Genomic DNA, 26,774 nt, shown 5'->3' with positions numbered 1-26,774 from the left:
CTCAAGGCGACGACTTATTCGACCGTCACGCTCTTGGCGAGGTTACGCGGCTGGTCGACGTCGGTGCCCTTGAAGTCGGCGATATGGTAGGCGAGCAATTGCATCACCACGACCGTGAGCAGGGGCTGGATATACTCGGGGACGTCGGGGATCTCGAGGACGACGTCGGCGAACTCGCGCACGTCATCGTCGCCCTCAGTCGCCACGACGATGAGGCGTCCCTGGCGCGCTTTGACCTCTTCGAGGTTGCTAAAGACCTTCTCATAGACGCGGTTTTTCGGGATCAGAACGACCACCGGTAAGCTCTCGTCGATCAGGGCGATGGGCCCGTGCTTCATCTCACCGGCGGCGTAGCCCTCGGCGTGAATATAGCTGATCTCTTTGAGCTTCAGCGCCCCCTCGGCGGCGATGGGGTAGAGGTTGCCGCGCCCCAGATAGAGGAAAGAGTTCACGTCCGAGAAGTTATAGGCGATATGCTTATAGATGGCCTTTTCGTGCAGCATCTTCGACATGGTCTGGGGCACATCGCGCAGCGCCTCCAGGATCTCGCGGCCGCCCTCTTCGTCGAGCACGCCGCGGCGTCGGCCAAGCCACACACCGAGCATCAGGCCCACGACAAGCTGGGTGCTAAACGCCTTGGTGCTGGCGACGCCAATCTCGGGGCCGGCGTGGGTATAGATGACGCCGTCGGCCTCGCGGGTCATGGTCGACTCGACGACGTTGCACACCGCGATGGTCTTGGCCCCAAGCTCCATCGCCAGGCGCATGGCGGCCAGGGTGTCGGCGGTCTCGCCGGACTGGCTCATGGGGACGCAGAGCGTGCGCTCGTTGATGATCGGGTTGCGGTAGCGGAACTCACTGGCCAGCTCGACGTCGACCGGCACGCGCGAGAAGTCCTCGATGATATATTTGGCGATCTGGGCGGCATAATAGCTGGTGCCGCAGGCCACAAAGACGATGCGCTCCAGCGTGTCGAGCCACCCGTCTTCGATGCCCTCCATCGGGCCGAAGTCGACGTCGCCGCGGTCCACGCTGACGCGGCCGCGCAGCGTGTCGGTGATACGCTCGGGCTGCTCGTGGATCTCCTTGAGCATAAAGTGCTTATAGCCCTGCTTCTCGGCCGAGATCGGGTCCCAATTGATCCGCTTAACCTGACGGGTCACCGGCTCGCCGGCGGCGTCGAAGATCGCGATATCGCCCACTTTAAGAACCGCGGTGTCGCCGTCCTCCAGGTAGATAAAGTCGCGGGTATAGGGGAGCACCGCGGGCACATCGCTGGCGATGAAGATCTCGTCGCCTTCTTGACCAAGCACCATCGGCGAGGCGTTGCGGGCGACCACGAGCTCTTCGGGCTTGTCGCCGAGCATGACGACAATGGCGTAGGAGCCCTCGACTAGCTTCATCGCGCGGCGCACCGCGTCGTGCAGGGTCGTCGACCCGGACTCCAGGGCGTGGTCGATCAGATGCGCGACCACCTCGGTGTCGGTCTCACTCTCGAATGTGCGCCCCTCTTTAATCAGCTCGCGCTTGAGGACCGCATAGTTCTCGATAATCCCGTTATGCGCGACCACGACCCGACCGGCGCGGTGCGGATGCGCGTTTCGCTCCACCGGGCGCCCGTGGGTCGCCCAGCGCGTGTGTCCCAACCCGATCGTGCCGTCAAAGGGTTCCTCGCGAAACGCCGTAAACAGCGACGCCAACTTCCCCTCGGTGCGTCGAATCACGACGTCACCGGAGGATGTCCCAATCGCAATACCGGCCGAGTCATAGCCTCGGTATTCAAGCCGGCTTAGCCCCGAGAGCAACACTTCGCTGCACGCGCGATTGCCAACATACCCAACGATTCCGCACATAGAACTCCTTACAATCTAATGAAAATGGCTTGCCGTGCGACACCAGCGAACGCGCATGGCCATGGATAACCCTTGATAAATTGATTCAAACGCTAAGTCGAATCTAAACACAAAATAAACGCAGCCAGTGCACCGAGAAGGCGCGCTGGCTGCTCTAAACGACTCACCGCTTCAGCTCAATTCCCCACGCCCACGATCGAGGCGCCAACCGCGCTGAACCGGGCTCCGAGGCTCAACGCATCTTCGATTGCGTCCGCGTCGAGATCGACATCGGCCGACCGGTTGACCACGGTCGCGACCAGCTCGCATTGTTGTCGATTGCCCAGCGTTTTGCAAAGAGCATCGCTGTCCTCGCCGCAGGTGCTTTCCAGCGGCTCGACGCAGCCCCATTCGCCCGGGCCCACCTCGACATAGAGCGGCTGACTGGCGATGCAATCGCAGGTCGCGGCCATCTTATTGATCGCGCCGAAAAAATCCTCCAGCGACACCGCTCCGGCCAACTCACCATCGTTGAGCGCGACGCGCTCACCGCCGGAGAATTCGGAGGCCGGGTCCACGTCGGCCGAGATGCTCAGCCGCTCCACCTGGACCTCGTCCATCAGGCTTCCGTCAATATTGAGCGGGATGAGAATCGCCGCGCTGCCCCCCTCGACGCTCAGCCGACCGTTCTCGACCTTGGCGGTGGGGAAATCCGACTTCGGATTGCCCTGGGCGTCCAGGCTCTCCGGCTTGATATTGAAATAACCCTCTCCGTTCATATTGGGGCCGAAATAATTATCCGAGTCCTCGCCCAGCATCAGGTTTATCTGCAGCGCCGGGTCGTTAACGGCGTCCGATAAATACGCGTATTCAAAGAGGAATACCAGATTCCCGTTGGCGATCTGGGCGGCGATCACGTCGTTAAAAGGAACGCCGATCACCGCCGAGAGCGTGCTGATGAGATTGCCCATCGCGCTATCATCGGTGCCATTGCCCGTGAAGTCGGCGCAGCAGGTCCCGGATTTCTCGATATAAAAATAGTTCACAAATGACGCCGGGCCGTAGTCTCCGTACGCCCAGGGCGGGCATTCGGCTTCCGGGTCGCCGGGATAAGCGCAGCCCTCATGACCCGTCTGCGGCGGCAGCTCGACCACCTCGCTGCCATCGGCGGCGTCGCTGGATTCCTGCGCCACGTCACCGCCCGTATCTTCGCGGGTGTCGGGCCCCCCGCTATCCTCGGCGCGCGCGTCCGCCGAGGCGCCGTCGGCGCGCTCTTCAATATCTGCCCCGGCGTCGCCCGCGCCCGACTTCGATTTGCTCGCGTCATCCGAACAAGCCCCGAGCGCCAGGCCGATAAAAAGTAGCAGCCCAAGCAGGCTCAATCTGGGTGAAAAACGCATCACTAAATCCTTTTAACACGCGGACAAAATAATCTAATAACTGGGCCATCAATCGGACGCCCTTATTCGTAATACACCGGAAACTCGAGCAGTGATTTTACGATCTCGGCGGCGCTTCGCTCGCCGGCAACCAGCTCAACCGCGTGGCTTAGGATCGGCAAGGAGAGGCCGGACTCCTGGGGGACCCGGGCCAGCGATTGGATGAGGTTGAAGAGGTTGTCGGCGCCGGCGCCAAAGTCCCGGCGAATCGACCCCGGGACATCCGAAACCTTCGCGGCTTCGCGGCGAATAAACTCGGCGCCAATCTTGGCGTCGCAGGCGATATCGGTGGAGCTGTCGCCGTTGAGGTTATGACTGGAGGCGTCGAGGAAGAGGTTTCCGCAGCCGGCGAGTCCCCAGGCGGTGGACTCATAGCCGCCGCGGTAGAGCACGAACTTGGCGGTCTCGGCGAGCCCGCGGGTCAGGAGCGTCGCCTCAAGCCCGGCGCCGAGCTCCATCTGGCGACCGACGCCGACGAGCATGGCGATGACGCGAGAATACGCCGCGGCGGCCTCTGCTCCGCTGAGGTCTTTGGCCCGGTAAACCCGCACGCCGGGGGCGTCGAGCGCGCTCTGGACGAGCTCATGGACCTCGTCGAATTCCGACACGCAGACTCCCGAAGACGGGCGCCCCGCCAGAGCATCGGTGGCGTTAAACGGGCCGGTCAAAAAGCCGCTGCGCAGCGTGGGGGTCTCCTCACCGAGGATGCGCGACGGCGTATAGAGGGTGCTCAGCTCCAAGTTCCGGGTGGTGTGCACCAGAATATGGCGCCCCGTCAGGACCTTGCCGAGCTGGTTGCCCGTGGGGCGCAGGCGGTGAATCGGCAGGCATAAGAAGATAAGCGGCGTCTTCTTGAGCGCCTCCAGCTCGACGCGCTCGACATGCGCGGGCAGCTCGGTGGAGTCATCCCCGTTGGTCGACGGCGGGTCGACGCCGGGCCAATACGAGACCTCATGGTTGCGCAACAAATGCGTGAGCGCGGCGAATCGAGCGCCATTTCCGACCAATCCGATCTTCATCTTTTCTCTCCGTATTTTTATCGCCCGAGGCTCGCCAAACGAGCGTCGCGGCGAGGGCGTCGTGGCGGTTAAATCGTGGGCGCAAGGGCCGCAGAATCAACGGGAAACGAGCGCACGCGGTTTCCGTAATAATAGAGCAGGTCGAGCTTATTGAGCATCACACCGGTCATCATTGGCTCGATAAGCGGGACGCTATGATAGGTGCGCAAATAGGTGCAGCCCTCGTCAAAAATCTCGTCGCAGGTGTGGTCACGCACGAAGCCCGAGAGGCGAAGCTCCTCGCGATTCTCGCGCGCCTTTAAGTCCTCGATCAGCGCCTCAAGCATGGCCTTGGCCTGGCGCAACGCGATGACCTCACCGCCGGCCAGGCGCAGCAGACGATAGACATCCCAGCGCGGGAATTTCTGCTGCACCAACTCGAAGAGCACATAGGCCACCAGGTGCACCGGCATCAGCACGGTATTCTTGAGGAACGAGCGCCGCACACATTCGCCGGTGTGGCGCGTATATTGTTGGTCGCGCGAGATATCGTGGCACACCTCGCCGGTGAGCGCCTTTCGCACATAGCTGGTCGGATCGACCGGGCGACCGCGCGGGTCAAAGCTCGTGCCGTTTCGGTCCACGGGGTTGCCAAAGGGGTCCATCGGCTCGCCAAATCGCATCACCGTGGTCGAGGACATCTCCATGGTATTGAGCGCGAATCGAAGGACTTTATTGAATTGGTTGAACTCGTCGTCTTCGAGGAAATAGCGCCGCCCGCCCTCGCGCCGCAGGTGGTCGCGGATCAGGCTCTCGGCCTCGAGCACCAGGTTATAATTGATGGTCACCGGGCAGATATAGATGGGCTTGGCGTTCTTATGGCTGAGCAGCCCGTTGGTATACGCCGTGATCGTGGTGCCGAGCAGCCCCAGCTTGATATGGTCTTCGACCTCGTTGGAGCGCGAGCGGGTGCCGCCGGGGAAGAAGAGGCTGTGATAGCCGCGCTCCAGCAGCACCTGCGAATAGGTCTTGAGCAGCTCTTTATACAGGCTATGCTTGATGCGCCGGTCGACCTTATAGGCCCCCAGATTCTGCATAAAGAAGCTGGTCATCGGGTTGGTGAACAGGTTCTTGCCCGCGCCGTAGGTCACCGGCGGAAGCCCCGCCTGATAGAGCGACCAGCCCATCAGGATCGAGTCCATATTGGAGCTGTGGGTGGGCAAAAAGACCAGGGTGCCGCGCTCGGCCAGGTGGCGCAGCGTGTCGACGTGCCCCTCGATGACGATACGTTCGCTGAGGTCGCGCAGCTGCTTATAGGCCTTGCGCACGTTGAGCGCGCTCAGCGGGATCTGGCGCAGGTCCTGGGCCTTAAACAGCATCCCCAGCCCCAGCGGCAGCGCCCCCGTGGCGAGCTTATAGACCCGCGGGTTGAAGCTGCCGGTGATGTCTTCGGTATAGCTCTGGGCCAGCTCGCGCAGGATGGTGCGCTTCTGGGATTCGCTCATCTCGCCCAGGCGCCGCGAAATATCGCGCCACCAGGAGATCGAGTGAATCTCGTCCTCCGGCCCCTGCTCATTCTGCAGGCGCTCGACCTCCTGGAAGGCCGCCTCGTTGAGCAGATATTCGATCCCCTCTTCGTCGTTGCGGCGGGTCTCGGCGAGGATCGCGCTATAGCTGCGCTGGCAGACCTCGGAGACGATATGGGCGCGATCTTTATTGTAGCGAAACAAAGAGGGGTGAGACATGCGGGAAACCCTCGAAATAGTGCTGGAATCTGGACCTTGCTTATAAGGCAAAGTCCAGATCATGCACAAGGTTCAAGGTGAACCTCAAAGGCGCGAAGGGTCGCTTAATTCCACAGGAAGCCCACCGGATTGGCGCCGACCGGGGTCAGGGGAGCGCGCGGGGGAACCACGCCGCTGAAGAGATGCGCACGCACGCTATTCATCAGCACGACCTTGGTCTTCGCCCCGTCCGCGCTCACGTCGATGACGAAGGTATGGGTGCCCGCACCGCCGAGGGTAAAGCGCGCGGGGGTCTCATTGATGCTGCGGCCAAGGATGATGAGGTCGCGGTCGCTCACGAAGGACAGAATATTGGGCTGCAGCGAGGCGACGGGCTGCTTTTTCTTGGACTGCGCGTCGAAATACCCGATGACGGTGTCCACATCGGCGTCCAGGGTGAGCACGAAGTCCATGCGCGAGTTCACCGGGGTCTGGCTGACGTCCAACACGTCCCAGACGAACGCGACCGGCGGCGTGTCATAGGTGCCCAGGCTGATGAGTTCGGCGCGCGAATAGGAGTACCCGGTATAATACGCCTGGGCGCTCGTGCTTCCGCCCTGCCCCGTGCCGCTGAGTCTAGACTGGGCCATCGCGTTGGTCGCGAAGAGCGTGGTGAGCGCGAGGATCAGGACGAAGAGTACGGGACGTATATTTTTCATAGACACTGGCTCAATAGAGTGGCGATTTTAAGAAAAAGAAGTTGTACAGCGGCGCCATTGTAGCGCGCCGAGGCGCGCTGTCCAAGAGGCGTTCAAGCTCAGGCTTCGGGCTCATAGCCAAGATTGGGCGCCATCCAGCGCTCGACCTCGGCGATGGTCATGCCCTTTCGCTCGGCATATTCCTCGACCTGGTCGCGCTGGATGAGGCCGACGCTGAAATAACGAGCTTCGGGGTGCGACAAATACCAGCCCGAGACCGACCCGCCCGGGTGCATCGCGCACCCCTCGGTGAGGGTGATGCCCGCGTTCTCGTAGACGTCGAGCAGCTCCCACAACTTCTTCTTCTCGGTGTGGTCGGGGCACGCCGGGTAACCCGGCGCGGGGCGGATGCCGCGGTATTTCTCCTCGATTAACTCCTCGCTGCTGAAGTCCTCGTCGGCCCCGTAGCCCAGCTCGATGCGCACCTGGTGGTGCAGGTATTCGGCGAAGGCCTCGGCGAATCGGTCCGCCAGGATCTTGGCGGTGATCTTATTATAATCGTCGTTGTCGGCGGCGTAGCGGGCGGCCAGCTCGTCGGCGCCGATGCCGCCGGTGACGGCGAAGGCGCCGAAATAATCCTTAAGCCCACTGTCGACCGGCGCCACATAATCGGCCAGACACATATTCTTCTGCTTCTCGCCGCGGGTGGTGCGCTGCTGGCGCAGCATGCACAGCCGCTCCAACACGGTCTTGCGCGACTCATCGGTGTAGAGCAAAACGTCGTCGCCATCCGCGTTCGCCGGGAAGATGCCGTAGACGCCGTTGGCGACCAGGAGCTTATCCTCGATAATCTCTTTGAGCATGCGCTGCGCGTTCGCATATAGCTCGCGCGCCGTCTCGCCGAAGTCCTCGTGCTCGAGCACCGCGGGGAAGGGGCAGCGAAGCTCCCAGGAGAAGAAAAACGGCGTCCAATCCATATACTCAAGCAGGGTCTCAAGCGAGACGTCGAGCACCTTTCGCACGCCCACAAAGCTCGGCGTCGGCATATCTTCGGCGCGCCATTGGATCTCGGTGCGGTTTTTGCGCGCGTCTTCGAGCGAGATGAGCTTTCGCTTGCCGCGCCCGGCGTGCAGCTCGCGGTCGCGCGCCTGGAAGGCGAGGTTCTCGGCGATATACGCGTCGCGCCGCTCGGGGCTGAGCAGCTCCGAGACGACGTTGGTCACCCGCGAGGCGTCGGCCACATGAACCACCGGCTCGCCGTACACTTCGGCGATCTTCACCGCCGTATGCCGCCGGCTCGTGGTCGCCCCGCCGATCAAAAGCGGCAGGGTCATATTGCGCCGCTTCATCTCGCGGGCGACGTGCACCATCTCGTCGAGCGAGGGCGTGATCAGCCCGCTTAGGCCCACAAAATCGGCGTCTTCGTCGATGGCGGTCTGCAGGATCTTGTCGGCCGGCACCATCACGCCCAGGTCGATGACCCGGTAATTATTGCAGCCGAGCACGACCGAGACGATATTCTTGCCGATATCATGGACGTCGCCTTTAACGGTCGCCATGACCACGGTGCCGGCGTCGCCGACGCCGCCGCCCTCGCCCTCCATATAAGGGAGAAGATGGGCGACGGCCTTCTTCATGGCGCGCGCGCTCTTGACCACCTGCGGCAAAAACATCTTGCCCGCCCCGAACAGGTCGCCCACCACGCCCATGCCCGACATCAAGGGCCCCTCGATCACGTCGAGCGGGCGGTCGAGCTTAAGGCGAGCTTCTTCGGTGTCCTCGACGATGAATTTATCGATGCCGTGCACCAGCGCATAGCTGATGCGCTCCTCGACCGTGCCTTCGCGCCACTCCAGCGTCTCCTCGCGCTTGGTGGACTGGCCGCGGAAGCGCTCGGCGAACTCGACCAGGCGGTCGGTGGCGTCGGGGCGCCGATTAAAGAGCACGTCTTCGACATGCTCCAAAAGCTCGGGCTCGACGTCGTCATACACGGTCAATTGCCCGGCGTTCACGATGCCCGAGTCGAGCCCGGCGGCGATGGCGTGGTACAAAAACGCGGCGTGAATCGCCTCGCGCACCACATTATTGCCGCGAAACGAGAACGACACATTGCTCACCCCGCCGGTGGTCGTGATCTCGGGGAGCACCTCCTTGATGCGGCGCACCGCCTCGATGAAGTTGATGCCGTACTCGTTATGCTCATCCATGCCGGTGGCGACGGTCAGGATATTGGCGTCAAAGAAGATATCCTTGGGGTCAAAGCCGACCTCTTCGGTCAGGATTTTGAACGCGCGCTTGGCGATCTCGACGCGGCGCTCGACCGAGGTTGCCTGGCCGGTCTCGTCAAAGGCCATGACCACCACCGCCGCGCCGAATTGGCGCACCCGGCGCGCGTGGGCCTTGAACTCTTCCTCTCCCTCTTTAAGGCTGATCGAGTTGACGACCGCCTTTCCCTGCACGCATTTTAAGCCCGCCTCGAGCACCGAAAAACGCGAGCTGTCGATCATGATCGGCACCTTCGAGATGCCCGGCTCGGTCGCGATGATATTGAGGAAGGTGGTCATCACGGCCTCGGAGTCGATGAGCCCCTCGTCGACGTTGATGTCGATGATATTGGCGCCGCCGTCGACCTGGCCGAGCGCGATAGCCACGGCCTCCTCGAACTCCCCATTTTTGATCAAGCGCTTAAACCGGCGAGAGCCCGAGATATTGGTGCGCTCACCGATCAGGATGAAATTGGAGTCGGGGCGAATAATCAGCGGCTCAAGGCCCGACAGACGCGTGTAGGGAATCGGCTCGACCGGCACGCGCGGCGCGAAGTCTTTGGCCGCTTCGGCGAAGGCTTTGATATGCTCGGGCGTGGTCCCGCAGCAGCCGCCCACGACGTTGAGCCACCCCTGGGCCATGAAGTCGCGCAGGACCTCGGCCATCTCCTCGGGGCCCTCGTCGTAGCCGCCAAACGCGTTCGGCAGACCCGCGTTGGGGTAGCAGGAGGTATAGGTCGACGCGATATTGCTCAGCGCCTCCATATACGGCCGCATGCCGACCGGCCCCAGCGAGCAGTTGATGCCCACCAGCAGCGGGTTGGCGTGCTCGATCGAGATCCAGAACGCCTCGACGGTCTGCCCCGACAGCGTGCGCCCGCTATTGTCGGTGATGGTCACCGAGATGATGAGCGGCAGCTCGTGGCCCGTCTCTTCTTCGACCTTTTGGATCGCCGTGATCGCGGCCTTGGCGTTGAGGGTGTCGAAGATGGTCTCGACCAAAAGGAAATCGACGCCGCCGGCCACCAGCCCGCGGATCTGCTCGACATAGGCCGCCTCGAGCTCGTCAAAGGTGCAGGCGCGAAAGGTCGGGTCGCTCACGTCCGGCGACAGGCTCAGCGTGCGGTTGGTCGGCCCGATCGAACCCGCGACAAAGCGCGGCTTCTCGGGGGTCTTCGCAGTCATCTTATCGGCGGCGCGCCGGGCGAGCTGGGCCGCCTCGAAGTTGAGCTCATGGACGAGGTCTTCGAGGCCATAATCGGCCATCGAGATGCGCTGGGAGCTGAACGTATTCGTCTCGATAATGTCGGCGCCGGCTTCCAGAAACGCGGTGTGAATCCCCTCGATCACCTCGGGTTTGGTCAGCGTCAAAAGGTCATTATTGCCGCGCTGATCATGGCTGTGATCCGCAAAGCGCTCGCCGCGAAAATCCGCCTCCTCCAGGTCGTGCTTCTGGATCATCGTGCCCATCGCCCCGTCCAGGACGAGGATGCGTTCTTGGAGGATCTTTTCCACGGCGTCGCGGCTTATCATATTTATTCTCATGCTTTTCGGGGTGGGATTCAGCCTCGCCCGGGCGCTGCTTATTCAGCCCGGCGAGGGGGTGCGCATTCTATACACATTTGGCGAGAATAAGGCGAGAGGTGGTCGCGGGCAACGCGCTGCTTTCGGATCGCTCACCCTCCGCGCGTTGCGACTCCTCTGCTTTTGAAATACCCTCGCCCCATCACAACTCGAAAGCTCGATTCTCAATTATCCTAATTTACGGAGAAACCGCATGGATTATGCCGCCCGCAAGACCCCCGAGATTTACAAACCCATGATCGACGCGGCGCTCTTGCGCCTGGCGCGCGTTGCCGGCGCCGACGACGAAGCCGTCAGCGTGACCCTCGCCGACTTGAAAGTCGAGCCGGGCACCGGCCCCTGGGGATATCTGACGCAGGCCGCGATACCGGCCATACGCAGCTCGCTTACGACCGAGGCCCTGCAGACCGCGCTGGGACCGTATTCCTGGAATTTCAGCCTCCTCAAAGGAACGCTGGCCGACAATCTGCAGGCCTTCGACTATGTCGAGACTCAGGATGAGGTCGAGATCGATTACGAAGACCCGTGGGGCTCGCCGGTTGTGCTGGAATATTACCCCGAAGAGTCGCATGAATGCCTGCGCCAAGTGAATTATATCGGCGGCAGCGACGCCGACATCATCGCCCTTTGGCGCCGCGCCGACCGCACCAGCATCTGCCACGCGCATATGGAAGGTTTTTGGATCCTGGGCGAAGACCCGATTGATTGGATCGAGAAGATCGCGAGCGCTGCCGAGGAGAAGGCGAGCGCCTGAGATTCGGGGCTCCCGAATCATTAAAATGATCGTATTGCAGTATTTTTAGTGATTGCGCCCATATCGCCATCAGGCCATATTGGGCGCAGTTACTTTTTTTATGCATTTCATTTTCCCCCTCCGCTGCGAGCCCCAAAAATGTCGCACTTAACCGATTCGCTTGCCACTCGCTGTCTTCTGCTCGGCGCTATCGGCGACGCCCTGGGCGCGCCGATCGAGTTCAATAAAGCCGAGTATATCGAGCGCACCTACGGCGTGGAGCCGCCCGAAGACCTGGCCTTTGAGGGGCCGGCGCCGGCGCGCTTTACCGACGATACGCAGATGACCCTATTTATGGCCGAAGGGCTGCACCGCGCGCTCGACGCGGGAGTGGCCGGGGAGCGCGAGGCGTTTCGCCAGATCATGGCAGACTCACTGGTCGACTGGCTGGCGACCCAGGATCGGCGGGTGTTAGAGGAGTTGGAGGATTCACGCAGTGAGTTGCTCAAATTCGAAGACCTGCATAAGCGGCGCGCGCCCGGAAATACCTGCCTGACGAGTTGCTATCATATGCACCGCGGCGGGCATTTGCCCGATGTCGACGCGCGCATCAACGATAGCAAGGGGTGCGGGGCGATCATGCGCTCGGCGCCGTTTGGGCTGTGGGCCGAGTCGGCCGAGCAGGCCTTTGGCTGGGCGCTCGACTCTGGCGTGCTCACCCATTGCCATCCGAGCGGGTATTTGTCCGGGGCGTATTTCGCGGCGATGATCTTTGAGCTCGCCCGCGGCCAAGACTTCGACCAGGCGATGGCCCGCGCCGACGCGCTGCTCGCCCGGGAACCCGAGGCCCAGGAGACCCAGGCCGCCGTTGAGGCGGCGCGGCGCGTGACCCGCTTCGGGACGTTGAGCTTTGACGATATGGTGACCCTCGGCGAGGGGTGGGTCGGCGAGGAGTCGCTGGCGGTGGCGCTCGCGGTGGCGAGGACGGCCGATATCAGCACCCAGGATGGCATCCGCGAGGCGCTGTGGCTCGCGGTGCGTCACTCTGGCGATAGCGACAGCACCGGCGCGATCGCGGGGAACCTCATTGGGGCGATGTGCGCCGATGAGGCAATGCCGGCGAGGTGGCTTGAACAATTGGAGATGCGCGAGGCTTTTGAGTTATCTATTTAGTTCTTCCGAAGAGCGCGCATTTAAGATACTCCGCTCTATCCGGGAGAGTGCCCCAGATAAGGCACGCTGATCTCTCTAAATTTAGGCCAAGGAAAGGCTATAATGGAAATGTATAATTATCATATCGAATTGGGGCTTTTCGTGGCAGCTGGCTACCTGCATCCGATGCTCGCCGCGCCGATCATCGCAGCGTTCATGACCTTCGGCGTTCTTTAACACGGGGCTGCGCCATCGACCCAACGGCGGTATTCATTTCGCCCAACTAGCCTATATTGCCGGTTGGCGCTTCTCGGGTCCTGCGCCTTTTATATACGCTAAGTTATTGTCGACTTTATTTTAATTTAGGTTCGCTCATGCCCATCCAAAAGGTGCGCTCGCGCCTCTCACTACCGATCTTCTACACCTGCATCATGCTCCTATCCGGGTGCGCGCTGCTCGACGCAGCCAATGGCGCGTCAGATCAAAATGGCAACGCCAATACGCCGGACGCCCAGGATACCCCGGACGCCCACGATGGGCCCGACGGGAATACCGAGCCCGAAATTCTGAACTCGGCGTACTCGCTCTCCGCCGGGCAAGCGCATACCTGCGCCGTGCGCAAAAGCGACTCCTATTTTGAATGTTGGGGAGAAGAAGGCACCGAGAAACGCCTCGGCGCTCCTTCCAACGCCTACACATCGGTAGAAGCTGGCGACTGGCACACCTGCGCGCTATCAAAAGTGGGCTCAACCGTGGAGTGCTGGGGAGACGTTGAAGCGCAACCGCCTGTGCCGTCCGATGCCTTTAAGTCAATCTCATCCGGCGCGTCGGATACCTGCGGTATCACGGCCGGCGATGGCAAGATCAAGTGCTGGGGTTGGAACCCGACTCGCGGACAATTACTCCCGCCTGATGGGAGCAATTTCAAGGCGATCTCGGTTGGCCAAAATCACGGCTGCGCCATCGACGCGGACGATAAAATACAATGCTGGGGTTACCTTCATGAGCTCGTGAGCAGCAAGATCCAAACGGCCATCGACGCCGAAGCGGGACCCAATACCTATCGGGCGGTCTCTGTAGGCGCGAACTCGACCTGTGCGATCGCCTTAGAGACAAGTCAGGTGCGTTGCTGGACCAGCCTCGCCAGCCCCATACCGAACCCTTCGCCGGATATCGAGTTCAGCGCGATCTCGAGCTACGATCTGCGCACTTGCGGGGTCACCAACGACGCAGCGATCATTTGTTGGGGGGCCACCCTGCTCAACCAGGACCCGACCGAGGCTCAGCCCAAAGATGATGGCGCATTTGATGCCATCGCCATCGGCGCCAACCATACATGTGCGGTTGAGGTCACGGGGGATGCCTCAAAAGTCGTCTGTTGGGGGCAACCTGGCTTTGAACCCACCTGGACGGTGCCGGAGGACCTGTAGCCATCGTCCCCAGGCGCGCGAATCAAATAAGTCGATTCATTTGCTTCGATTCATTTGAATACGCGCGCCTTGGGCCGCGTCATAGGGTGTGAGAGCGCACAATGCGCATGAACCCCATGATTTCGATGAAGGATATTGGCGATGAACTCCCGCAAAGCAACTCCCGTATTAGCCCTGCTGCTGCTCTTCTTCATGGTCTCCAGCGCCTCGGCCCAGGCGCAGGTGAACATTGAGGTCAACGTCGGCACCTCGAGCAGCCAATCCGCCCAAAAACACAAGCATAAGAAGAGCAAGCGTGACCGGCGAGATTCGTCGCGCCGCGACAATAGGCGCAGCAAGCGTCACGACTCGCACCATGGCCAGCACACCACCCACACCGTCGTTCACGAGCACGTCGTGGTCCACGAACATGTGCACACCGAGGCGCCGCCGGAGCCGATATATTTGCCCATGGCGGACGTACAATTTTCGCATTTGCTCACCCAGATCCACAACGAGCCGTTCTCCGAAGGCAAGCTGGGCCTGGTCTCGCTGGCCGCCCAATATAATTATTTCACCAGCGCCCAGGTCAGCTCCGTGGTGTCGGCCCTGACCTTTAGCTCCGACAAGATCGAGGCCGCCGTCCTGATGCACCCGATGGTCCTGGACCCGGAGGCGTTCTATCAGGTGTTCGCGGCGTTCACCTTCGAGTCCTCCAAGCGTGAGGTCCGCGCGCGCCTGGGCATCTAATCGCGGCGCCCGCGGCTAAAAATAAGGTCTTCGTGTTTGGAGATAGAACGCGAACGCGCTACACTCTGCGCGTTCGCGTTTCGCGCGTTTTTCTCCATTCAAATTGACGGTCTTTTATCATGTTGAGCCGCAGCATCTTGGCGATTCGCCGCGTGGGTTATTATTCGGGATTCTCGCTTGGCACCATCGGGATCGCGGCGGTGCTGCTCTTGGGCGCGTGCTCATTCGACGCGGGAGTAAGTGGTCTGGAGTGTGCTCAGGAGGGCCAGACTCGCCCCGGCGAAATCTGCCGCGACGGGTATTGGCGCGTTGACGACACCGACCCGGGCGGCTTCGACGTCGCCCAGGATACCATCGAGGACACCGCGCCCCCGCAAGACGTCGCGCCTCCGCAAGACGTCGCGCCCCCGCAGGACGTCGCGCCTCCGCAGGACACCGCGCCCCCGCAGGACACCGCGCCCGACACAGGCCCCGCCGAATGTGCGCCCGGGACCCATGATCTCGATGGGGACGGGCATTGCGAATATCAATGCGTCGAGACCAACGGCGGCGTCGAGCTATGCGATGGGCTCGACAATAATTGCGACGGAAAAGTAGACCGACTCCCCAACGGCAGGTCGCTCACCCGCGCCTGCGGCAGCGATGTCGGCCAGTGCGAGCAGGGCAACCAGAGCTGCGTCAACGGCGACTGGGGAGAGTGTCTGGGCGGCGTCGGGCCGCAAGCGGAGGTGTGCGACGGGCTCGACAATGACTGCGACGGCGCCATTGATAACGACCTGCCGACGGTGCGCTCCTGGGTCGACGCCGACGCCGACGGCTACGGGACCGGCCGCTCCAACGAGCACGTTCAGAAATGCGAGGGAACGCCGGGCTACGCCCCCAGGCGCGGGGACTGCGATGACAATAACCCCATCACCAACCCCGGGGCGACCGAGATCTGCGACGGCGAGAATAACAATTGTAACGCCTACGGGGGCAATACCGACAATGACTATCAATTGATCTCAACCAGCGCGAGCGCGTGGTGTCGCAACCACTTCTCCTCCTCAATGAGCTGCGAGAAGATCGGCTCGATCTATTGCTGCTCCGAGGACGGCGACGCCTGCGCGCGCGAATCGGTGTGCAACGACGGACTCGATGACGACGGCGACGGCAAGATCGACTGCGCCGATGAGGATTGCCTGGGCCTTGCGTGCACCACCGGCCAGCGAAGCGGCGTGTGCCAGGTGGATGGCAGTTGCCAGCCGCTGTGAGGAGTGCCGGGCGGTTGGAATATATATCATCGGAACGAGTCGTGACCGCTACGACTCTTGGGTTAAAGCGTCAAACTAAGCGCCAGGAAATAGCATGACTAGCTCGAATCAACGATGGATGACCGTGCTCTTATCTGTGGGAGTCGCATGGGCTGTCAGCTGCGAACGTCCCGAGAAGGTGGCGCCCGAAGAAGCGCCGAAGCAGGAAGAGAGTGCGCCGACCGCGCACGCCGAAGTGAAGTCTGAAGAGAAGTCTGAAGAGAAGTCGACCGAGGCGGTCGACGCGTGGCGCGAGACGGCCGATAAGGCAGACCTGATGCTGCGCCAGCGCCTGATGGGCAAGGTCATGGAGACCGTAAAGGATGAGGGTTTTGTCGCCGCCGTCACCGTCTGCCACGGCGAGGCCGAGCCGATGACGGAGGCGGTCGGCGAAGAGATGAACGTGAAGATCGGTCGGGTCTCCGAGCGGCTACGGAACCCCAATAACGTCGGCCCCGACTGGGTCGCGCCGCTTATCGCGAAGGCCGAAGGCAAGGCGCATTACGCGACCGAAGGTGACGCGCTTCGCGTGGTCAAACCGCTAAATATCGCCCAGAACTGCCTGAACTGCCATGGGCAGACCGACCAACTCGCCGAGGGCGTCGCCGAGGCCCTTCAGAAGCATTATCCGGAGGACAAAGCCACGGGCTATAAGCTGGGCGATATCCGCGGATGGGTCTGGGTAGAGGTGCATTGAGCTGGCCGGGGCCTTGGCAACTCGATGGCCTTCCTAAATGCGCGAGCGCGACACCTTCGACACCAACCCCTCGTAGGCGCGCGACAATAGCGAACCGGGCTCGCTGGCCTGGACGGCGCGGCGGGCCGCCTCCTCGAAGGGGACGCGCTTGGGGTGATTGATGAACATCCAAAAGCGCCCGTCCTGGGCGATGAGGTCGGTCTTGAGCCCGTCCACCAGCTCGCGGGCCATATAGATATCGCAGCGGGTGACGAATCGCAGCCAATAGCTGGACACCCGCGGCGACAGCATCGGCACGGGCAGTGAGACGAAGTCGTGGCCGAGGATATGGGCGACCTGGCGCAGGATCTCCTCGGCGGTCAGGGTCTGAGGGCCGGGGATGTCGAACCAGGCGGAGTCGTCGAGCTTGAGCCCGCGCGCGCCGACCAGCGCGCTGACCACGTCGTCGATAAATACCGGTTGCGAGCGCGACTGCGTCCAGCTCGGCAGCACCATCATGGGCAGGCGGGCGGCCAGGTCGCGCACCATCTTCCAGCTCGCGCTGCCAGCGCCCACGATCATCGAGGCGCGCAGCTCCACGGTGACCACTTTTTTATCCCCATCCAAATGACTCGAGCGCAGGATGCGCCCGGTTTGCAGCCGGCTCGCCAGATGCTCGGAGGGCTCAGCGTTGTCGCTGGGCTCGACGCCGCCAAGGTAGACAACCCGGCGCACGCCGGCGTCCTCAGCGGCCTTCAAAAACGCCTTCGCCGCCTGCACCTCGCGCTCGCGATACCCCTCCCCGGTTTGCATCTGGTGGACCAGATAATAGGCCGAGCCACATCCTTCGAGCGCCGCCGCGAGCGTCTCGGGGCGCTCCACGTCGAACTCAACCCAATCACAGCCCGGCATCCTATGCGCGGCGCGCTGCGGGTTGCGCGTGCCACAGCGAACCTCAAGGCCTTCTTCGACCAGCTTCGGGTAGAGACTCGCGCCAATAAAGCCGGTGGCGCCTGAAAGAAAGACGGGTTTTTCGAGCCAATCTTGCATATTATTTCCGAACCGTTTGGTTTTGGGTGTGCGGGGCTTCGTCGAGCTTAGTGTCGCCTTCAACGAAGACGCGTTGCGTTGAACTTAGACGCCCAAGGTAGCGAGCAAACGCATTCATTACAAAGAGATGCATCTTGGCCTGGGTGAGCATATAAATCGGCCAGGGCAGGCGCGGGCGAAAGTTATGAATCGCCGCGAGGGCCCATTTTCCGCCGAGCGCTTCGCGAAACTCGAGGCGCCCGTCGATGCGCTCGCCGCGCTGGTCGCCGGCGAGCATGCCGCCGCGAATCCAATAGAGTTGGCGGTCGGGTTTGCTGATGTCGGTGGCAAGCTCCATGGAGAGGATCGGCCAGGGCAGCGGGCGTATCAGGAAGTCCAGCCAGCGCCCCTCGCGCAGGCGAACGTCAATGAACGGGCGCAAAAAACGCGGCAGCCACTCGGCGTAGGTCGTCGCGATCCAGCGCGCGTCTTTGCCCGCGGGCATCGGAAGTCGCTGCACCGAGCGCACCTCGCGCGGCGCATCGCTGGGCACAAGCGAGGTTTCGTTGACGTCATTGGCAGCAGCGTTTGAACCCGTTCTTTTGCGGCGACTTGCCAGCGAGGCGCGCATCGCGGCGTCGAGCGAAATGGGCGTCTGCCCGGCCGCGCGCTGCAGCTCAAAATCCCGGGGCACCTCGCCCTGGCGCAGGCTTTCGACCATCGGGCGAATCATCGCCCCGGGGAGCCCGGTGACCATGGTGATCCAGGCGGTCGAGAGGACGGGCATCATCACGGGCGCTCGGTAAAACGAGCGATTTCGGCCCATTTGCTCGGCGGCCCGGGCGAGCAAGGCGGCCCACGTGAGGGTCTCGGCGCCCCCGACATCCCAGGACTCCCCGGCATATTCGGGGTGCTCGAGTACAAAACGCACCAGCGCCACCAGGTCCGCGCGGGCGATGGGGCTCACCGACTGCTCGGCCCATTTGGGCAGCAACATCACCGGCAGGCGCTCCACCAGCCGAAAGATCAGCTCGCTTAAGTCCCCGCCCGGCCCCAGCACGATGCCCGCGCGCAGCGTGGTGACCGCCGCCCCGTAGCTCGCCAGGGTCTGCTCGACCTCCAGGCGCGTGGCCAGGTGCTGGTTGATCGGCTGGTTTCCAAGCGCCTCGGGGTCGGGCAGCTGCCCGCTGATATACACGATATGCTCGACGCCGTGGCGCCGGGCGGCACGCGCGAAATTATCGGCGCAGATGAGATCCATATCGCTAAAATGCCCCTGCGTGAGCGCCGAGGACGGGCGCATCGAGTGCACCAGATAGACCGCCAGGTCCGCGCCCCCCAGCGCCGCCGCGCTCTGCTGGCGCGAGAAGAGATCGCAGCGACGCCAGGTATAATCTCGCGCGTCGAGCGCCTCGTTCTGCTTCCCCTCTTCGAGCACCTGTCGGCTCAACCCGACCAGCCGATAATTCCCATCGAAGGCGTCGGGCAGCGCGCGCCCAATGAACCCAGAGGCGCCGGCGACGACGATGGTTTTAGGCTCTGTGGGGTTTGAGATGGACATCGAACTCTTCGGCAAGGAACGCGTTTGGTCGGTGTGCTGCGTAAAGTTACACACACGGGGATAAGTTGCGAGGAGTCTGGGGGGGGTGGCGCGCGTCAGGTGCAAAAAACCGCCTCCATTTAGACATGAAGGCGGTTTATTTAACGAGTCACCTGCCTCGCGCGCAGGCTTCGGCGCAGCTTATTTCCACTCACACGTGGACTCGGCCGAGCAGGCCGACTCGCTGTCGAGATCCGAGCAGCTTACCGGATTCACGCACGTGGCGCCCCAGCCGCAATAGGTCGACCCGGTGCACTCACTCTCGGAGGTTGCTCCCAGATTCGGGCATTCCTTGTCACTAAAGTTGTTGATGCACCATCCCAGGTTAGGGTCATTGGTACCGTAGGAGTCGCAAATATGGACGCATTGGGTACTGGCGACCTCGCAGCCAACCCGCGCGCATGTGTCGGGGTCGCGATAGCTGCTGCAGGTCTTCTTCTCGACACATGATTTTGCCGGCGGGTTATTGTCGCTCGCGTCCGACCCACCGCCCGCGTCGGGCTCATCAGTGTCGATGGGGCCATTATCCGACTCCTCACAGACATATTCATTCGGTGCGCAGGCGCTGGCGCACGCGCTCTCGCCCTCACAGGAGCCGTTGACGCATGAGCTCACCGTCACCGTCGACCCGTCGGCGCAGGGGCAATCGACCGGGGCACACTGGCCGATGCCGTCGCAAAAATCACCGCCGCCGTTTTCGGCCTTAAATGCCTCACAGTTCAGGTCCTCATGCCCGGAGCTTGAATCCCCGCAAGCAGCCGCGGCGAAAACAAAAAACATCGCAAATATCAGATTCTTCATCAGCGCAAATCCACTCATCAAATCGTCTCTTAGAAAAGAAAATCAGTCGGAAATGCTGCATATAGCGATGTATTTATCGTAGTTCAAGAGATTCGCGCAGATCACTCTACGCATCCGCGCTCGCATCCTCCCCGGCGTCGCCCACAAAACGCCCCACCACCGCCGCGCCCACGCTGTCGCCCCACACGTTGACCGTGGTGCGCGCCATATCCAGGACGCGGTCGACCGCGACGATGAGCGCGTAGCCGGCGCCGGGCAGGCCGACGCTCTCCAGCACGATGATCATGGTGACCAGCCCCGCGCTGGGGACGCCGGCGGCGCCGATGGCGGCCAGCGTGGCGGTCAGGACGATGATGACCTGCTGGGTGAAGCTCAGGTCGATGCCCAGGGCGTTGGCGATGAAGACCGCGGCGACGCCCTCATATAGCGCGGTGCCGTCCATATTGATGGTCGCGCCCAGCGGCAGCACGAAGTCGGCGGCCTTCTCGTCGACGCCGGCGCGCGCGGTGACGCAATCGCGGGTGAGCGGGTAGGTGGCGGAGCTTGAGGCGGTCGAAAACGCGGTCAAGAGCGCCGGGGCGAGCGCAATGGCGTAGCGAAGCGGGTGGACGCGGGCGACAAAGATCAGCAACAGCGGCAGCACGATCACCGAGTGCAGGCCGAGGCCGCCGAGCACCGAGAGCATATAGACGCCCATATCTTCGAAGAACGCGCCCACGTCGACCAACTCGGGGTTGAGCAGCGTGCCGACGAAGAGCGCCGCGACGCCCAGCGGCGCGGTGGCCATGACCCAATCGGTCACCATAAAGACCAGGTGATTGGCCTCGACAAACAGCTTTCGCACCAGCGTCACGCGCTCGCCGGCCATCAAGATCGCCAGGCCCAGCACGATGGCGAAGAAGATCGTCGGCAGCATCTGCCCGGAGGCCAGGGCGCCGAAGATATTCTCGGGGACGATCCCCAAAAAGACGTCGCGAAGCGGCGTGGGCGTGAGCTCGGCCTCGCCCGAGATGCTCAGGTTCAGGCCCTTTCCGGGCTTAAGCAGGTTCACGACCAGCAGGCCCAGGCTCACCGCGACCAGGGTCGTCAGCATATAATAGGTCATCGTGATAAGCCCCACCCGCCCGAGCTCGGCGGGCTCTTTGAGGCTCTGAATCCCGGTGACCACGCTGGTCAAAATCAGCGGAATGATGATGAGCTTGAGCAGGCGAATGAAGAGGTCGCCGATAAAATCAAAGGGCACCCGATAGGCCTCGGCCTCGGCGACCCCGACGACCTGGCGCACCGTGAGCCCGTAGATCAGGGCGGCGATAAGCCCAAGAAAGATCTGCCAATGGAGTTGCTTATACCAGGGGATGTCCGCGCGGTCCTTCATGGAGCTTTTCTCGGCGTCGACTCATTCGAGCGGGATAGGAAGTCCACGCAGGATCGGCGATGCGCCCAGTTTTGTCGAGGCGCCGAGGGTTTGGCGCGGCGCGCGAGGCAAAAAAAGCCCCGCGCGAAGATCGCGCGGGGCTAAATCGGTGCGCCGAGGCGCCGCTCAGGCAAACGGGCTCGCGGCGTCTTCGCTGAAGAAGGGGTTCTCGCCGGCGCCGTGGTCGGTGGTGTCGATGATCTCGTTGATATCGTCGCCAAAGCGCTCGCGAAGCACGCGCTCGATGCCCTGCTTGAGGGTGGCGCTGGAGGCGGCGCAGCCCTGGCAGCCGCCGCTCATGACGATGGACAGGTTCTTCTCGAAATAGTCGACCAACGCGATCTCGCCGCCGTGGCTGGCGATCATCGGGTTGATCTCTTCGGCGATAACTTTTTGAATCTGACGACGCATTGTATTTACCTTATCAGAGGGTTCTAAATATTTGGATTTTTCGTGGATGGCGCACGAGCAGCGCGGCCGTAGAACGAATATCTAGGCCGCGCTATTCCTGCAAGGCGCGATCGCCGGGAGGCGGTCTTGGTGTTGGCAAAGCAGAGTCAACGGCACGGCTTATTGCGTGGTGCCGACGGTGATCAACGTGCGCCCGGAGTTTCGGTCGCTGCGCAGATTAATGGTCATGCTTTGTTGGTCGCGGCGGAAGCGAAGCACGCTGCCGGTGTCAGGCTCGGGGGTCTCGATGCGGGCGAGGACCTGGCGGGCGAGGGAATCGCCGTCGATATAGTCCCAGCCATCCCGGGTAAGCGAGCTGATATACTCGGAGGCGACGCGCGACACCGGCTCGGTCGACCACAGCGAGTGGGTCGAGTAGAGGGCCTCATCGGCGGTGCCGTCGAAGCTCAGCGCGCGCTTGCAGGAGTCGCACAGCGGAATCTCATCGGCGCCGTTTCGCGACACGGGGTACTCATCGGCGAGCACCGAGTTCATGTCGAACTCCTCGTCACTCCAGCTCGCGGTGACCATGGTCTGGCCGGAAGCCGGGTCGCGCGTGGCCTCCAGGGAGCGGAAGGCATAGACGCGGTCGGTCATCTGCTCGGACATCATCGAGAGGGTGTCGCGGTCAAACTTGCGCAGCGCCTCGCAGTCTTTGAGCCCGGGCTGGGCGTTGATGGCGGCCTCGATGGCCTTGAGCTCGGCGTTGCCGGCGTTGAGCCGCTCGCGCAGGTCGGAGCAATATTGCGGGCCACCGCTGTCGCAGGAGCTCTGGCGAGCCAGGGCGGTGTCGAGCTTCTGGGCCGCGGAGCCCTCTTGAAGCGGCTGATTCTTGGCGCGTTGCTGCGCGCGCTTGAGCGCCGCCGGGTCACCGCCGCATTGGGTATAACTTGCCGCGAGGCGCACGCGCGCCTTCTCGATGGCCTCGACCGAGGCGGTCAGCGAATCATCTTCGCTCTGGGAATCGGCGGGATTATTGACGAGCATCCCGGTCATCACAAAATGATTGCGCGACACACTCGCCGGCAGCACCTCACCGGCCATGGCGGCCTCGGAGCGCTCGTCGAATTGCGTCATGCGCGAAGCGGTGCTCGGCTGGCTGAGCAGCCCCTCGGTGCTCTGCAGCCAGGCGCGACTATTGAGCCCGCTGTTCACGAAGGCCTGCTGATACTCGTGCACGAGCATCTCCGGGCTTTTGTGGGTCACCCGGGTCGAGAAATACACGTTATTGTCATTGAGCCGGTAGGCGCGCGGCGGCTCGTGGCCCAGGTCGCGCAGGGCGGCGGTGAATTTCTGGGTATTGCTCGGCGTGGACGGGGTCATCCAGAAGATATTCGCGCGGGCGGTGTCGACCGCGACGCGCGTCGCCTTGGACTCGGGCGACAAGACCACGATCGCCGCGCCGATGCCCAGGATAATCGCGCAGGTCAGGAGAATACGCGCCAAATTTTTTCCAACACTATGCCAGGTCACGAGGTCCTCCTATTATAGGCAATTCTTAAAGTACTTCATGCGGCGGCCAAGCTCCAAGACGCTCCGGAGGCATTTGTCTTGTTCGGCCATCAAGCGCGAGAACCCGGGGACGTAGATCAGATCATCGGTTCGCTTGGGCTTGCCCACCGGCGAGTTAAGCACGTCGTAGGTGGCGCCCAATTCGTTCATCTGACCGTAGACCTCGACCTGCTCGATATGCTCGCCGAAGACCGACCCGTAGCGGTTTCCGGTGGCCGGGGCGTGATTGTAGCCAATCGATTGGATCGACTCCGGGATAACCGGCGCATAGATCCCGAGCGGGCCGGGGGCCGAGTTGATGAAGTTCGAGCGGGAGTCGTCGAGCATCGCGCGTGAATAATGGCTGCGCAATCCCTGGCCGGCCGGCTGCGCGGGCGGCGTCTGGCCGAGCAGCCTCGCCATGGTGGCCGACCCCTGCGCCTCGCCTCGATTGCCCTGGCTGGCGAGCCGGGCATTTTTGAGGTGGGCGAAGGAATCCGCGGTGCCGCTGGGGCGGTTGTTCACGTTATCGATGGCGTCCAGGCCAGCCATGATGTGAACGCCGGCTTTGGCCTCGGGGACATGCCCGCCGTGGGCGACCGTCATGGCCTTCTCCCAGGTCTGCGAGCTGGCCTTGATCTTGGCGCGCATGCCGCCGTTCTCAAGCTTAAATAGGTTGATCATGCCGACCCAAATCAGGATAAAGACCGGCAACATGATCACAAACTCGGTCAACGCCGTGCCGCGGTCATTGCGGCTAAAGGCGCCAAATGATCCAAGGATGCGTCGGCTCAGGCGAAACAAAAAGTGTGTCTTATTTGGCGATTCCATCAAGCACCTCCTTGCCTTCGATTTTGCCGTCCATGCCGAGCGTCGCTTTTTCCATATACAATAGATCTTTGCCGAAGTCGCTCAGGTCGACCCCAAATAGCGGCGCCTGGCGCAGGGCGAGGCCGCGGGATTCGGCCCACATATCGCTCGGGTCAACGGGCAGACGTTCATTCTTGAGCAGCACCGGGCGAAGCTTGCCGATCCAGCTGGGGTGAAACATCCACATCGCGTTGGGGCCCTTGACGAAATTCGGGTCATTTTTCTCCCGATAATACATCTCGCCGCGCGACATCGCCCACATGCCCGAGTGGGGCAGACCGATGATGTCGGTGGTGTAGTCCTTGGAGAGCACCGCGTTATAATTATCGCGCAATTTGGTCGCCATATCGGGGGTATAGCGGTAGGTCCAGACGATATTGGAGCGCTTCATATAGTCGGAGCCCGAATTACCATCGGCGGTCAAATGATAGGGCGGGGCGTATTTATTGTCCGGGAAGAGGAAGCTGGGCATCATTCCGGTCATGCAACCCTCGGCGGCGCGGAAGCGAGAGACCACCTCACGCGGGCCCTTGCTCGCCATATAAGGGCGGCTCACGCTGTTGCGCTTGAGCACGGCGAAGTTGCGGTCCATCTCGGTGATGGTTCCCATGCTCGACGGGTTGAAGAAATAGGTCGGGAACAGGCAGCTTTCGATCGCCGCGCCAAACCCGGAGCTCTTTTTGACCGGTAAGGGGCCGAAGGTCGGGGTCTTGGGCAGCGGATAGGTGGTGACGGCGTGGGCGCCGTTTCGCGCGCCGCGCACGACCCCTTCTCCGAGCGCCCAATACGGCGCATAGGCGGCCATCTCAGCCTGGAATTTATCCAGGGCTTTCAGGTGCTTGGTCATCTTATCTTCGAAGATCGGCAGGCGTGCCAGGGTGAAGAAGAGCGAGTCGACCGCCCCCAAAAACGGCACCAATGACAGCGTATTGCCGGCGCAGTTCAAACACGCGCCCCAGCAGCCGCACCAGAACCCGCAACAGCAGCGCTTACATTGCCCGCGATACCACTTAAAGTAGTGGTAAAATTGGGTGTAATACATATTGCGGATGCCGGTGATCGTGCGCTTTCCGACGTTGGCGAATGCGATGGAGTTCATCGCCCGGGCCTGCACCGACGCCTGGCTATAGGCGGCGGTGTCGGCAGCCATCTGCACGTCGACCTTGTCGCGGGCGACCTGGCCGGTGTCGTACATCAACAGCCCGACCATGAACAAAAACAAGCACGCGGCCAGGCATAATAAGACGATCGCCCCGCTGTCGTCGCGGTGCCAGCCTTGGACTAGATCTTGTATTTTAACTGATAAGCGCATGGGTGATTATCCAGATAATATGACGCCAAGGGGCGTGACTCACATGCCAGGCTGCTTGAGCAAGGTCATCTTTCGGGTAATCGGAATATAATATCCGTCACGCTCGCCGAAACGCGATTCGGTGCCGAAAAGATAGGCGAACCAGGGGAAAATGACCGAGTATTGGTACGTGAACTCCACCCCGACGCGGTCCCCCTCGTGCACCACCTCAAAATCCTCGAGGCCCATCCAGGCGGAGGTCACCTTGCGACCGGCGCGCAGATAAAAGCTGCCGGTGTCAAAGGCCCTCGAAACGCTCATATCTTTGTGCTCACCGTGAATGATGTCTTCGCGGAAGAAGCTCCAGTTCGAGCCGGTCGCGGTCCAGAAATTCTCCCCGGAGATCGGCGTCTTATTGAAGGTCGCCGCGACCGCGGTTCGAATGCGGCGGAAGGGAGGCCCGCTGCCCTCGGGGAAGTTGCGACCGACCGTGAAATCGGAGGACGCGCTGGGGGCCAGCGCCAGGGCGGCGGCGGTGCGGGCGCGAAATTTCACGTCATCGGCGGTGACCCGGTTATACCCCGAGGAGCCATTGCGCCGCGAGTCGGCCTCGGGCTGCCAGATCCACGCGGTGCGCGCGGCCTGGTAAACCGCCAGGTCGCTGAGGAGGCTGGCGACGTTGATCATGGCGTATTGGGCGATGCCGGAGGTCAGCAGCAAAAAGGGAACCAGCGCGATCAAGGTCTCCACCATGACCGAGCCGCGAACCCGATGCAGCTTGACGGCCTGGCGTTTGCGCTGCTGAAGCAGCGAGAACCCGTAGACGCAAAACCCCCAGAGCGCGGCCGACAGGAGCAGGTGAATCCCCAGGCGCAGCCAGTCAATCTGGAAGGCGCCGGCCGAGGCCGCGCCGAAGAACATGCGCATCGAGTGCATATCCGCCACGAGCAAGCCCACCAGCACGCTGATGACCAACACCGCGATGATGTGCATCCAGATCCGAGCGCCTAGAATTACCAGGCGAAGGGGTGTTTTTCCCGTCTGTTGCATCGAATTCGTCCCTAAACAAAGAAGTTCAACTTCCTCACATGTCCAACCCGGCCGTCCGAACTTAGCTCATTCACAAGAAAACACGGCCACCAACATAAATAACACCATATATGAATATATCTCGCGTTGCGAGTGCAGCAAACCAATTTATGCAGAGCGACTCAAAGCGATCGTAATTCGAGGCCCGCGATGCGCCCCATCCAAACGCGGGAGTGCCCGCGCCGCAG

The 26,774-nt window shown here is 62.0% G+C and carries 21 protein-coding genes; 6 read left to right on the top strand and 15 right to left on the bottom strand.

The genetic code is table 11. The annotated features are described in order from the left end of the window. Window positions 1-14 precede the first annotated feature (14 nt). From glmS to metH, 6 genes are all read right to left on the bottom strand, one after another. Window positions 15-1,853, bottom strand: a complete 1,839-nt coding sequence (gene glmS / locus DN745_RS18765) for a glutamine--fructose-6-phosphate transaminase (isomerizing) (protein ID WP_111337376.1) — start codon at window positions 1,851-1,853, stop codon at window positions 15-17. A 176-nt stretch (window positions 1,854-2,029) separates the two neighbouring features. Then, window positions 2,030-3,232, bottom strand: coding sequence for a hypothetical protein (locus tag DN745_RS18760; protein WP_133621961.1), 1,203 nt, complete (start codon window positions 3,230-3,232; stop codon window positions 2,030-2,032). A gap of 62 nt (window positions 3,233-3,294) precedes the next feature. Continuing rightward, window positions 3,295-4,290 (bottom strand): hypothetical protein, encoded by a 996-nt coding sequence (locus DN745_RS18755; protein ID WP_111337373.1) that lies wholly within the window; start codon window positions 4,288-4,290, stop codon window positions 3,295-3,297. Window positions 4,291-4,358: 68 nt separating this feature from the next. Next, window positions 4,359-6,014 carry a 1-acyl-sn-glycerol-3-phosphate acyltransferase gene (locus tag DN745_RS18750; protein WP_162687788.1) on the bottom strand — a complete coding sequence of 552 codons (1,656 nt, stop codon included), beginning with the start codon at window positions 6,012-6,014 and terminating at the stop codon, window positions 4,359-4,361. 104 nt (window positions 6,015-6,118) lie between these two features. Further along, window positions 6,119-6,712: a hypothetical protein gene (locus tag DN745_RS18745; protein ID WP_111337369.1), complete on the bottom strand. Its 594-nt coding sequence runs from the start codon at window positions 6,710-6,712 to the stop codon at window positions 6,119-6,121. A 98-nt stretch (window positions 6,713-6,810) separates the two neighbouring features. After that, window positions 6,811-10,488 carry a methionine synthase gene (gene metH / locus DN745_RS18740; RefSeq protein WP_111337368.1) on the bottom strand — a complete coding sequence of 1,226 codons (3,678 nt, stop codon included), beginning with the start codon at window positions 10,486-10,488 and terminating at the stop codon, window positions 6,811-6,813. A gap of 244 nt (window positions 10,489-10,732) precedes the next feature. On the opposite strand from metH, the gene DN745_RS18735 reads away from it, so the two are divergent. The 6 genes from DN745_RS18735 to DN745_RS18710 all read left to right on the top strand — a co-directional run bounded on the left by DN745_RS18735 (window position 10,733) and on the right by DN745_RS18710 (window position 16,572). Beyond that, window positions 10,733-11,293, top strand: a complete 561-nt coding sequence (locus DN745_RS18735; RefSeq protein ID WP_111337366.1) for a hypothetical protein — start codon at window positions 10,733-10,735, stop codon at window positions 11,291-11,293. A 138-nt stretch (window positions 11,294-11,431) separates the two neighbouring features. Further along, on the top strand, window positions 11,432-12,445 hold the full coding sequence (locus tag DN745_RS18730) for an ADP-ribosylglycohydrolase family protein (RefSeq protein ID WP_111337365.1): 1,014 nt from the start codon (window positions 11,432-11,434) through the stop codon (window positions 12,443-12,445). 353 nt (window positions 12,446-12,798) lie between these two features. Continuing rightward, complete coding sequence (locus tag DN745_RS18725; RefSeq protein ID WP_111337363.1) at window positions 12,799-13,854, top strand: RCC1 domain-containing protein; 1,056 nt, start codon at window positions 12,799-12,801, stop codon at window positions 13,852-13,854. A 141-nt stretch (window positions 13,855-13,995) separates the two neighbouring features. Then, on the top strand, window positions 13,996-14,583 hold the full coding sequence (locus DN745_RS18720; protein WP_111337361.1) for a proline and serine-rich protein 1 family protein: 588 nt from the start codon (window positions 13,996-13,998) through the stop codon (window positions 14,581-14,583). 119 nt (window positions 14,584-14,702) lie between these two features. Then, complete coding sequence (locus tag DN745_RS18715; protein WP_111337360.1) at window positions 14,703-15,836, top strand: putative metal-binding motif-containing protein; 1,134 nt, start codon at window positions 14,703-14,705, stop codon at window positions 15,834-15,836. Window positions 15,837-15,930: 94 nt separating this feature from the next. Continuing rightward, window positions 15,931-16,572 (top strand): Tll0287-like domain-containing protein, encoded by a 642-nt coding sequence (locus tag DN745_RS18710; protein ID WP_111337358.1) that lies wholly within the window; start codon window positions 15,931-15,933, stop codon window positions 16,570-16,572. 33 nt (window positions 16,573-16,605) lie between these two features. Here DN745_RS18710 and DN745_RS18705 read toward each other — a convergent pair whose 3' ends face one another. From DN745_RS18705 to DN745_RS18665, 9 genes are all read right to left on the bottom strand, one after another. Continuing rightward, window positions 16,606-17,601 carry an NAD(P)H-binding protein gene (locus DN745_RS18705; protein ID WP_111337357.1) on the bottom strand — a complete coding sequence of 332 codons (996 nt, stop codon included), beginning with the start codon at window positions 17,599-17,601 and terminating at the stop codon, window positions 16,606-16,608. A gap of 1 nt (window position 17,602) precedes the next feature. Continuing rightward, a complete protein-coding gene (locus DN745_RS18700; RefSeq protein WP_111337355.1) occupies window positions 17,603-19,141 on the bottom strand; it encodes an NAD-dependent epimerase/dehydratase family protein in 1,539 nt (512 codons plus the stop codon). Window positions 19,142-19,321: 180 nt separating this feature from the next. After that, window positions 19,322-19,999, bottom strand: coding sequence for a hypothetical protein (locus DN745_RS18695; protein WP_111337353.1), 678 nt, complete (start codon window positions 19,997-19,999; stop codon window positions 19,322-19,324). Between the two features lie 88 nt (window positions 20,000-20,087). Next, on the bottom strand, window positions 20,088-21,356 hold the full coding sequence (locus DN745_RS18690; RefSeq protein WP_111337352.1) for a dicarboxylate/amino acid:cation symporter: 1,269 nt from the start codon (window positions 21,354-21,356) through the stop codon (window positions 20,088-20,090). Between the two features lie 165 nt (window positions 21,357-21,521). Further along, entirely contained in the window at window positions 21,522-21,806 is a 285-nt protein-coding gene (locus DN745_RS18685) for a NifU family protein (protein WP_111337350.1), read from the bottom strand. Window positions 21,807-21,965: 159 nt separating this feature from the next. After that, window positions 21,966-23,291, bottom strand: a complete 1,326-nt coding sequence (locus tag DN745_RS18680) for a hypothetical protein (protein ID WP_133621960.1) — start codon at window positions 23,289-23,291, stop codon at window positions 21,966-21,968. Window positions 23,292-23,330: 39 nt separating this feature from the next. After that, complete coding sequence (locus tag DN745_RS18675; protein ID WP_111337347.1) at window positions 23,331-24,167, bottom strand: TadE/TadG family type IV pilus assembly protein; 837 nt, start codon at window positions 24,165-24,167, stop codon at window positions 23,331-23,333. After that, window positions 24,151-25,518 carry a pilus assembly protein TadG-related protein gene (locus tag DN745_RS18670; protein WP_111337345.1) on the bottom strand — a complete coding sequence of 456 codons (1,368 nt, stop codon included), beginning with the start codon at window positions 25,516-25,518 and terminating at the stop codon, window positions 24,151-24,153. Before DN745_RS18670 ends, DN745_RS18675 begins: the two co-directional genes overlap by 17 nt. Before the next feature lie 39 nt (window positions 25,519-25,557). Next, the gene (locus tag DN745_RS18665; RefSeq protein ID WP_133621959.1) at window positions 25,558-26,547 is read right to left on the bottom strand and encodes a TadE/TadG family type IV pilus assembly protein; all 990 of its coding nucleotides are present in this window, start codon (window positions 26,545-26,547) and stop codon (window positions 25,558-25,560) included. Between the last annotated feature and the right edge of the window lie 227 nt (window positions 26,548-26,774).

This window comes from Bradymonas sediminis (assembly GCF_003258315.1).
Taxonomy (GTDB): domain Bacteria; phylum Myxococcota_A; class Bradymonadia; order Bradymonadales; family Bradymonadaceae; genus Bradymonas; species Bradymonas sediminis.
Note: the sequence above shows the minus strand (reverse complement) of the source record. Positions and strands in the feature narration are given on the sequence as shown.

What these genes read in the sequence shown, in the direction of transcription:
- glmS (WP_111337376.1), bottom strand. Translation starts at nt 1,853, where the DNA reads ATGTGCGGAATCGTTGGGTATGTTGGCAATCGCGCGTGCAGCGAAGTG.
- DN745_RS18760 (WP_133621961.1), bottom strand. Translation starts at nt 3,232, where the DNA reads ATGCGTTTTTCACCCAGATTGAGCCTGCTTGGGCTGCTACTTTTTATC.
- DN745_RS18755 (WP_111337373.1), bottom strand. Translation starts at nt 4,290, where the DNA reads ATGAAGATCGGATTGGTCGGAAATGGCGCTCGATTCGCCGCGCTCACG.
- DN745_RS18750 (WP_162687788.1), bottom strand. Translation starts at nt 6,014, where the DNA reads ATGTCTCACCCCTCTTTGTTTCGCTACAATAAAGATCGCGCCCATATC.
- DN745_RS18745 (WP_111337369.1), bottom strand. Translation starts at nt 6,712, where the DNA reads ATGAAAAATATACGTCCCGTACTCTTCGTCCTGATCCTCGCGCTCACC.
- metH (WP_111337368.1), bottom strand. Translation starts at nt 10,488, where the DNA reads ATGATAAGCCGCGACGCCGTGGAAAAGATCCTCCAAGAACGCATCCTC.
- DN745_RS18735 (WP_111337366.1), top strand. Translation starts at nt 10,733, where the DNA reads ATGGATTATGCCGCCCGCAAGACCCCCGAGATTTACAAACCCATGATC.
- DN745_RS18730 (WP_111337365.1), top strand. Translation starts at nt 11,432, where the DNA reads ATGTCGCACTTAACCGATTCGCTTGCCACTCGCTGTCTTCTGCTCGGC.
- DN745_RS18725 (WP_111337363.1), top strand. Translation starts at nt 12,799, where the DNA reads ATGCCCATCCAAAAGGTGCGCTCGCGCCTCTCACTACCGATCTTCTAC.
- DN745_RS18720 (WP_111337361.1), top strand. Translation starts at nt 13,996, where the DNA reads ATGAACTCCCGCAAAGCAACTCCCGTATTAGCCCTGCTGCTGCTCTTC.
- DN745_RS18715 (WP_111337360.1), top strand. Translation starts at nt 14,703, where the DNA reads ATGTTGAGCCGCAGCATCTTGGCGATTCGCCGCGTGGGTTATTATTCG.
- DN745_RS18710 (WP_111337358.1), top strand. Translation starts at nt 15,931, where the DNA reads ATGACTAGCTCGAATCAACGATGGATGACCGTGCTCTTATCTGTGGGA.
- DN745_RS18705 (WP_111337357.1), bottom strand. Translation starts at nt 17,601, where the DNA reads ATGCAAGATTGGCTCGAAAAACCCGTCTTTCTTTCAGGCGCCACCGGC.
- DN745_RS18700 (WP_111337355.1), bottom strand. Translation starts at nt 19,141, where the DNA reads ATGTCCATCTCAAACCCCACAGAGCCTAAAACCATCGTCGTCGCCGGC.
- DN745_RS18695 (WP_111337353.1), bottom strand. Translation starts at nt 19,999, where the DNA reads ATGAGTGGATTTGCGCTGATGAAGAATCTGATATTTGCGATGTTTTTT.
- DN745_RS18690 (WP_111337352.1), bottom strand. Translation starts at nt 21,356, where the DNA reads ATGAAGGACCGCGCGGACATCCCCTGGTATAAGCAACTCCATTGGCAG.
- DN745_RS18685 (WP_111337350.1), bottom strand. Translation starts at nt 21,806, where the DNA reads ATGCGTCGTCAGATTCAAAAAGTTATCGCCGAAGAGATCAACCCGATG.
- DN745_RS18675 (WP_111337347.1), bottom strand. Translation starts at nt 24,167, where the DNA reads ATGGAATCGCCAAATAAGACACACTTTTTGTTTCGCCTGAGCCGACGC.
- DN745_RS18670 (WP_111337345.1), bottom strand. Translation starts at nt 25,518, where the DNA reads ATGCGCTTATCAGTTAAAATACAAGATCTAGTCCAAGGCTGGCACCGC.
- DN745_RS18665 (WP_133621959.1), bottom strand. Translation starts at nt 26,547, where the DNA reads ATGCAACAGACGGGAAAAACACCCCTTCGCCTGGTAATTCTAGGCGCT.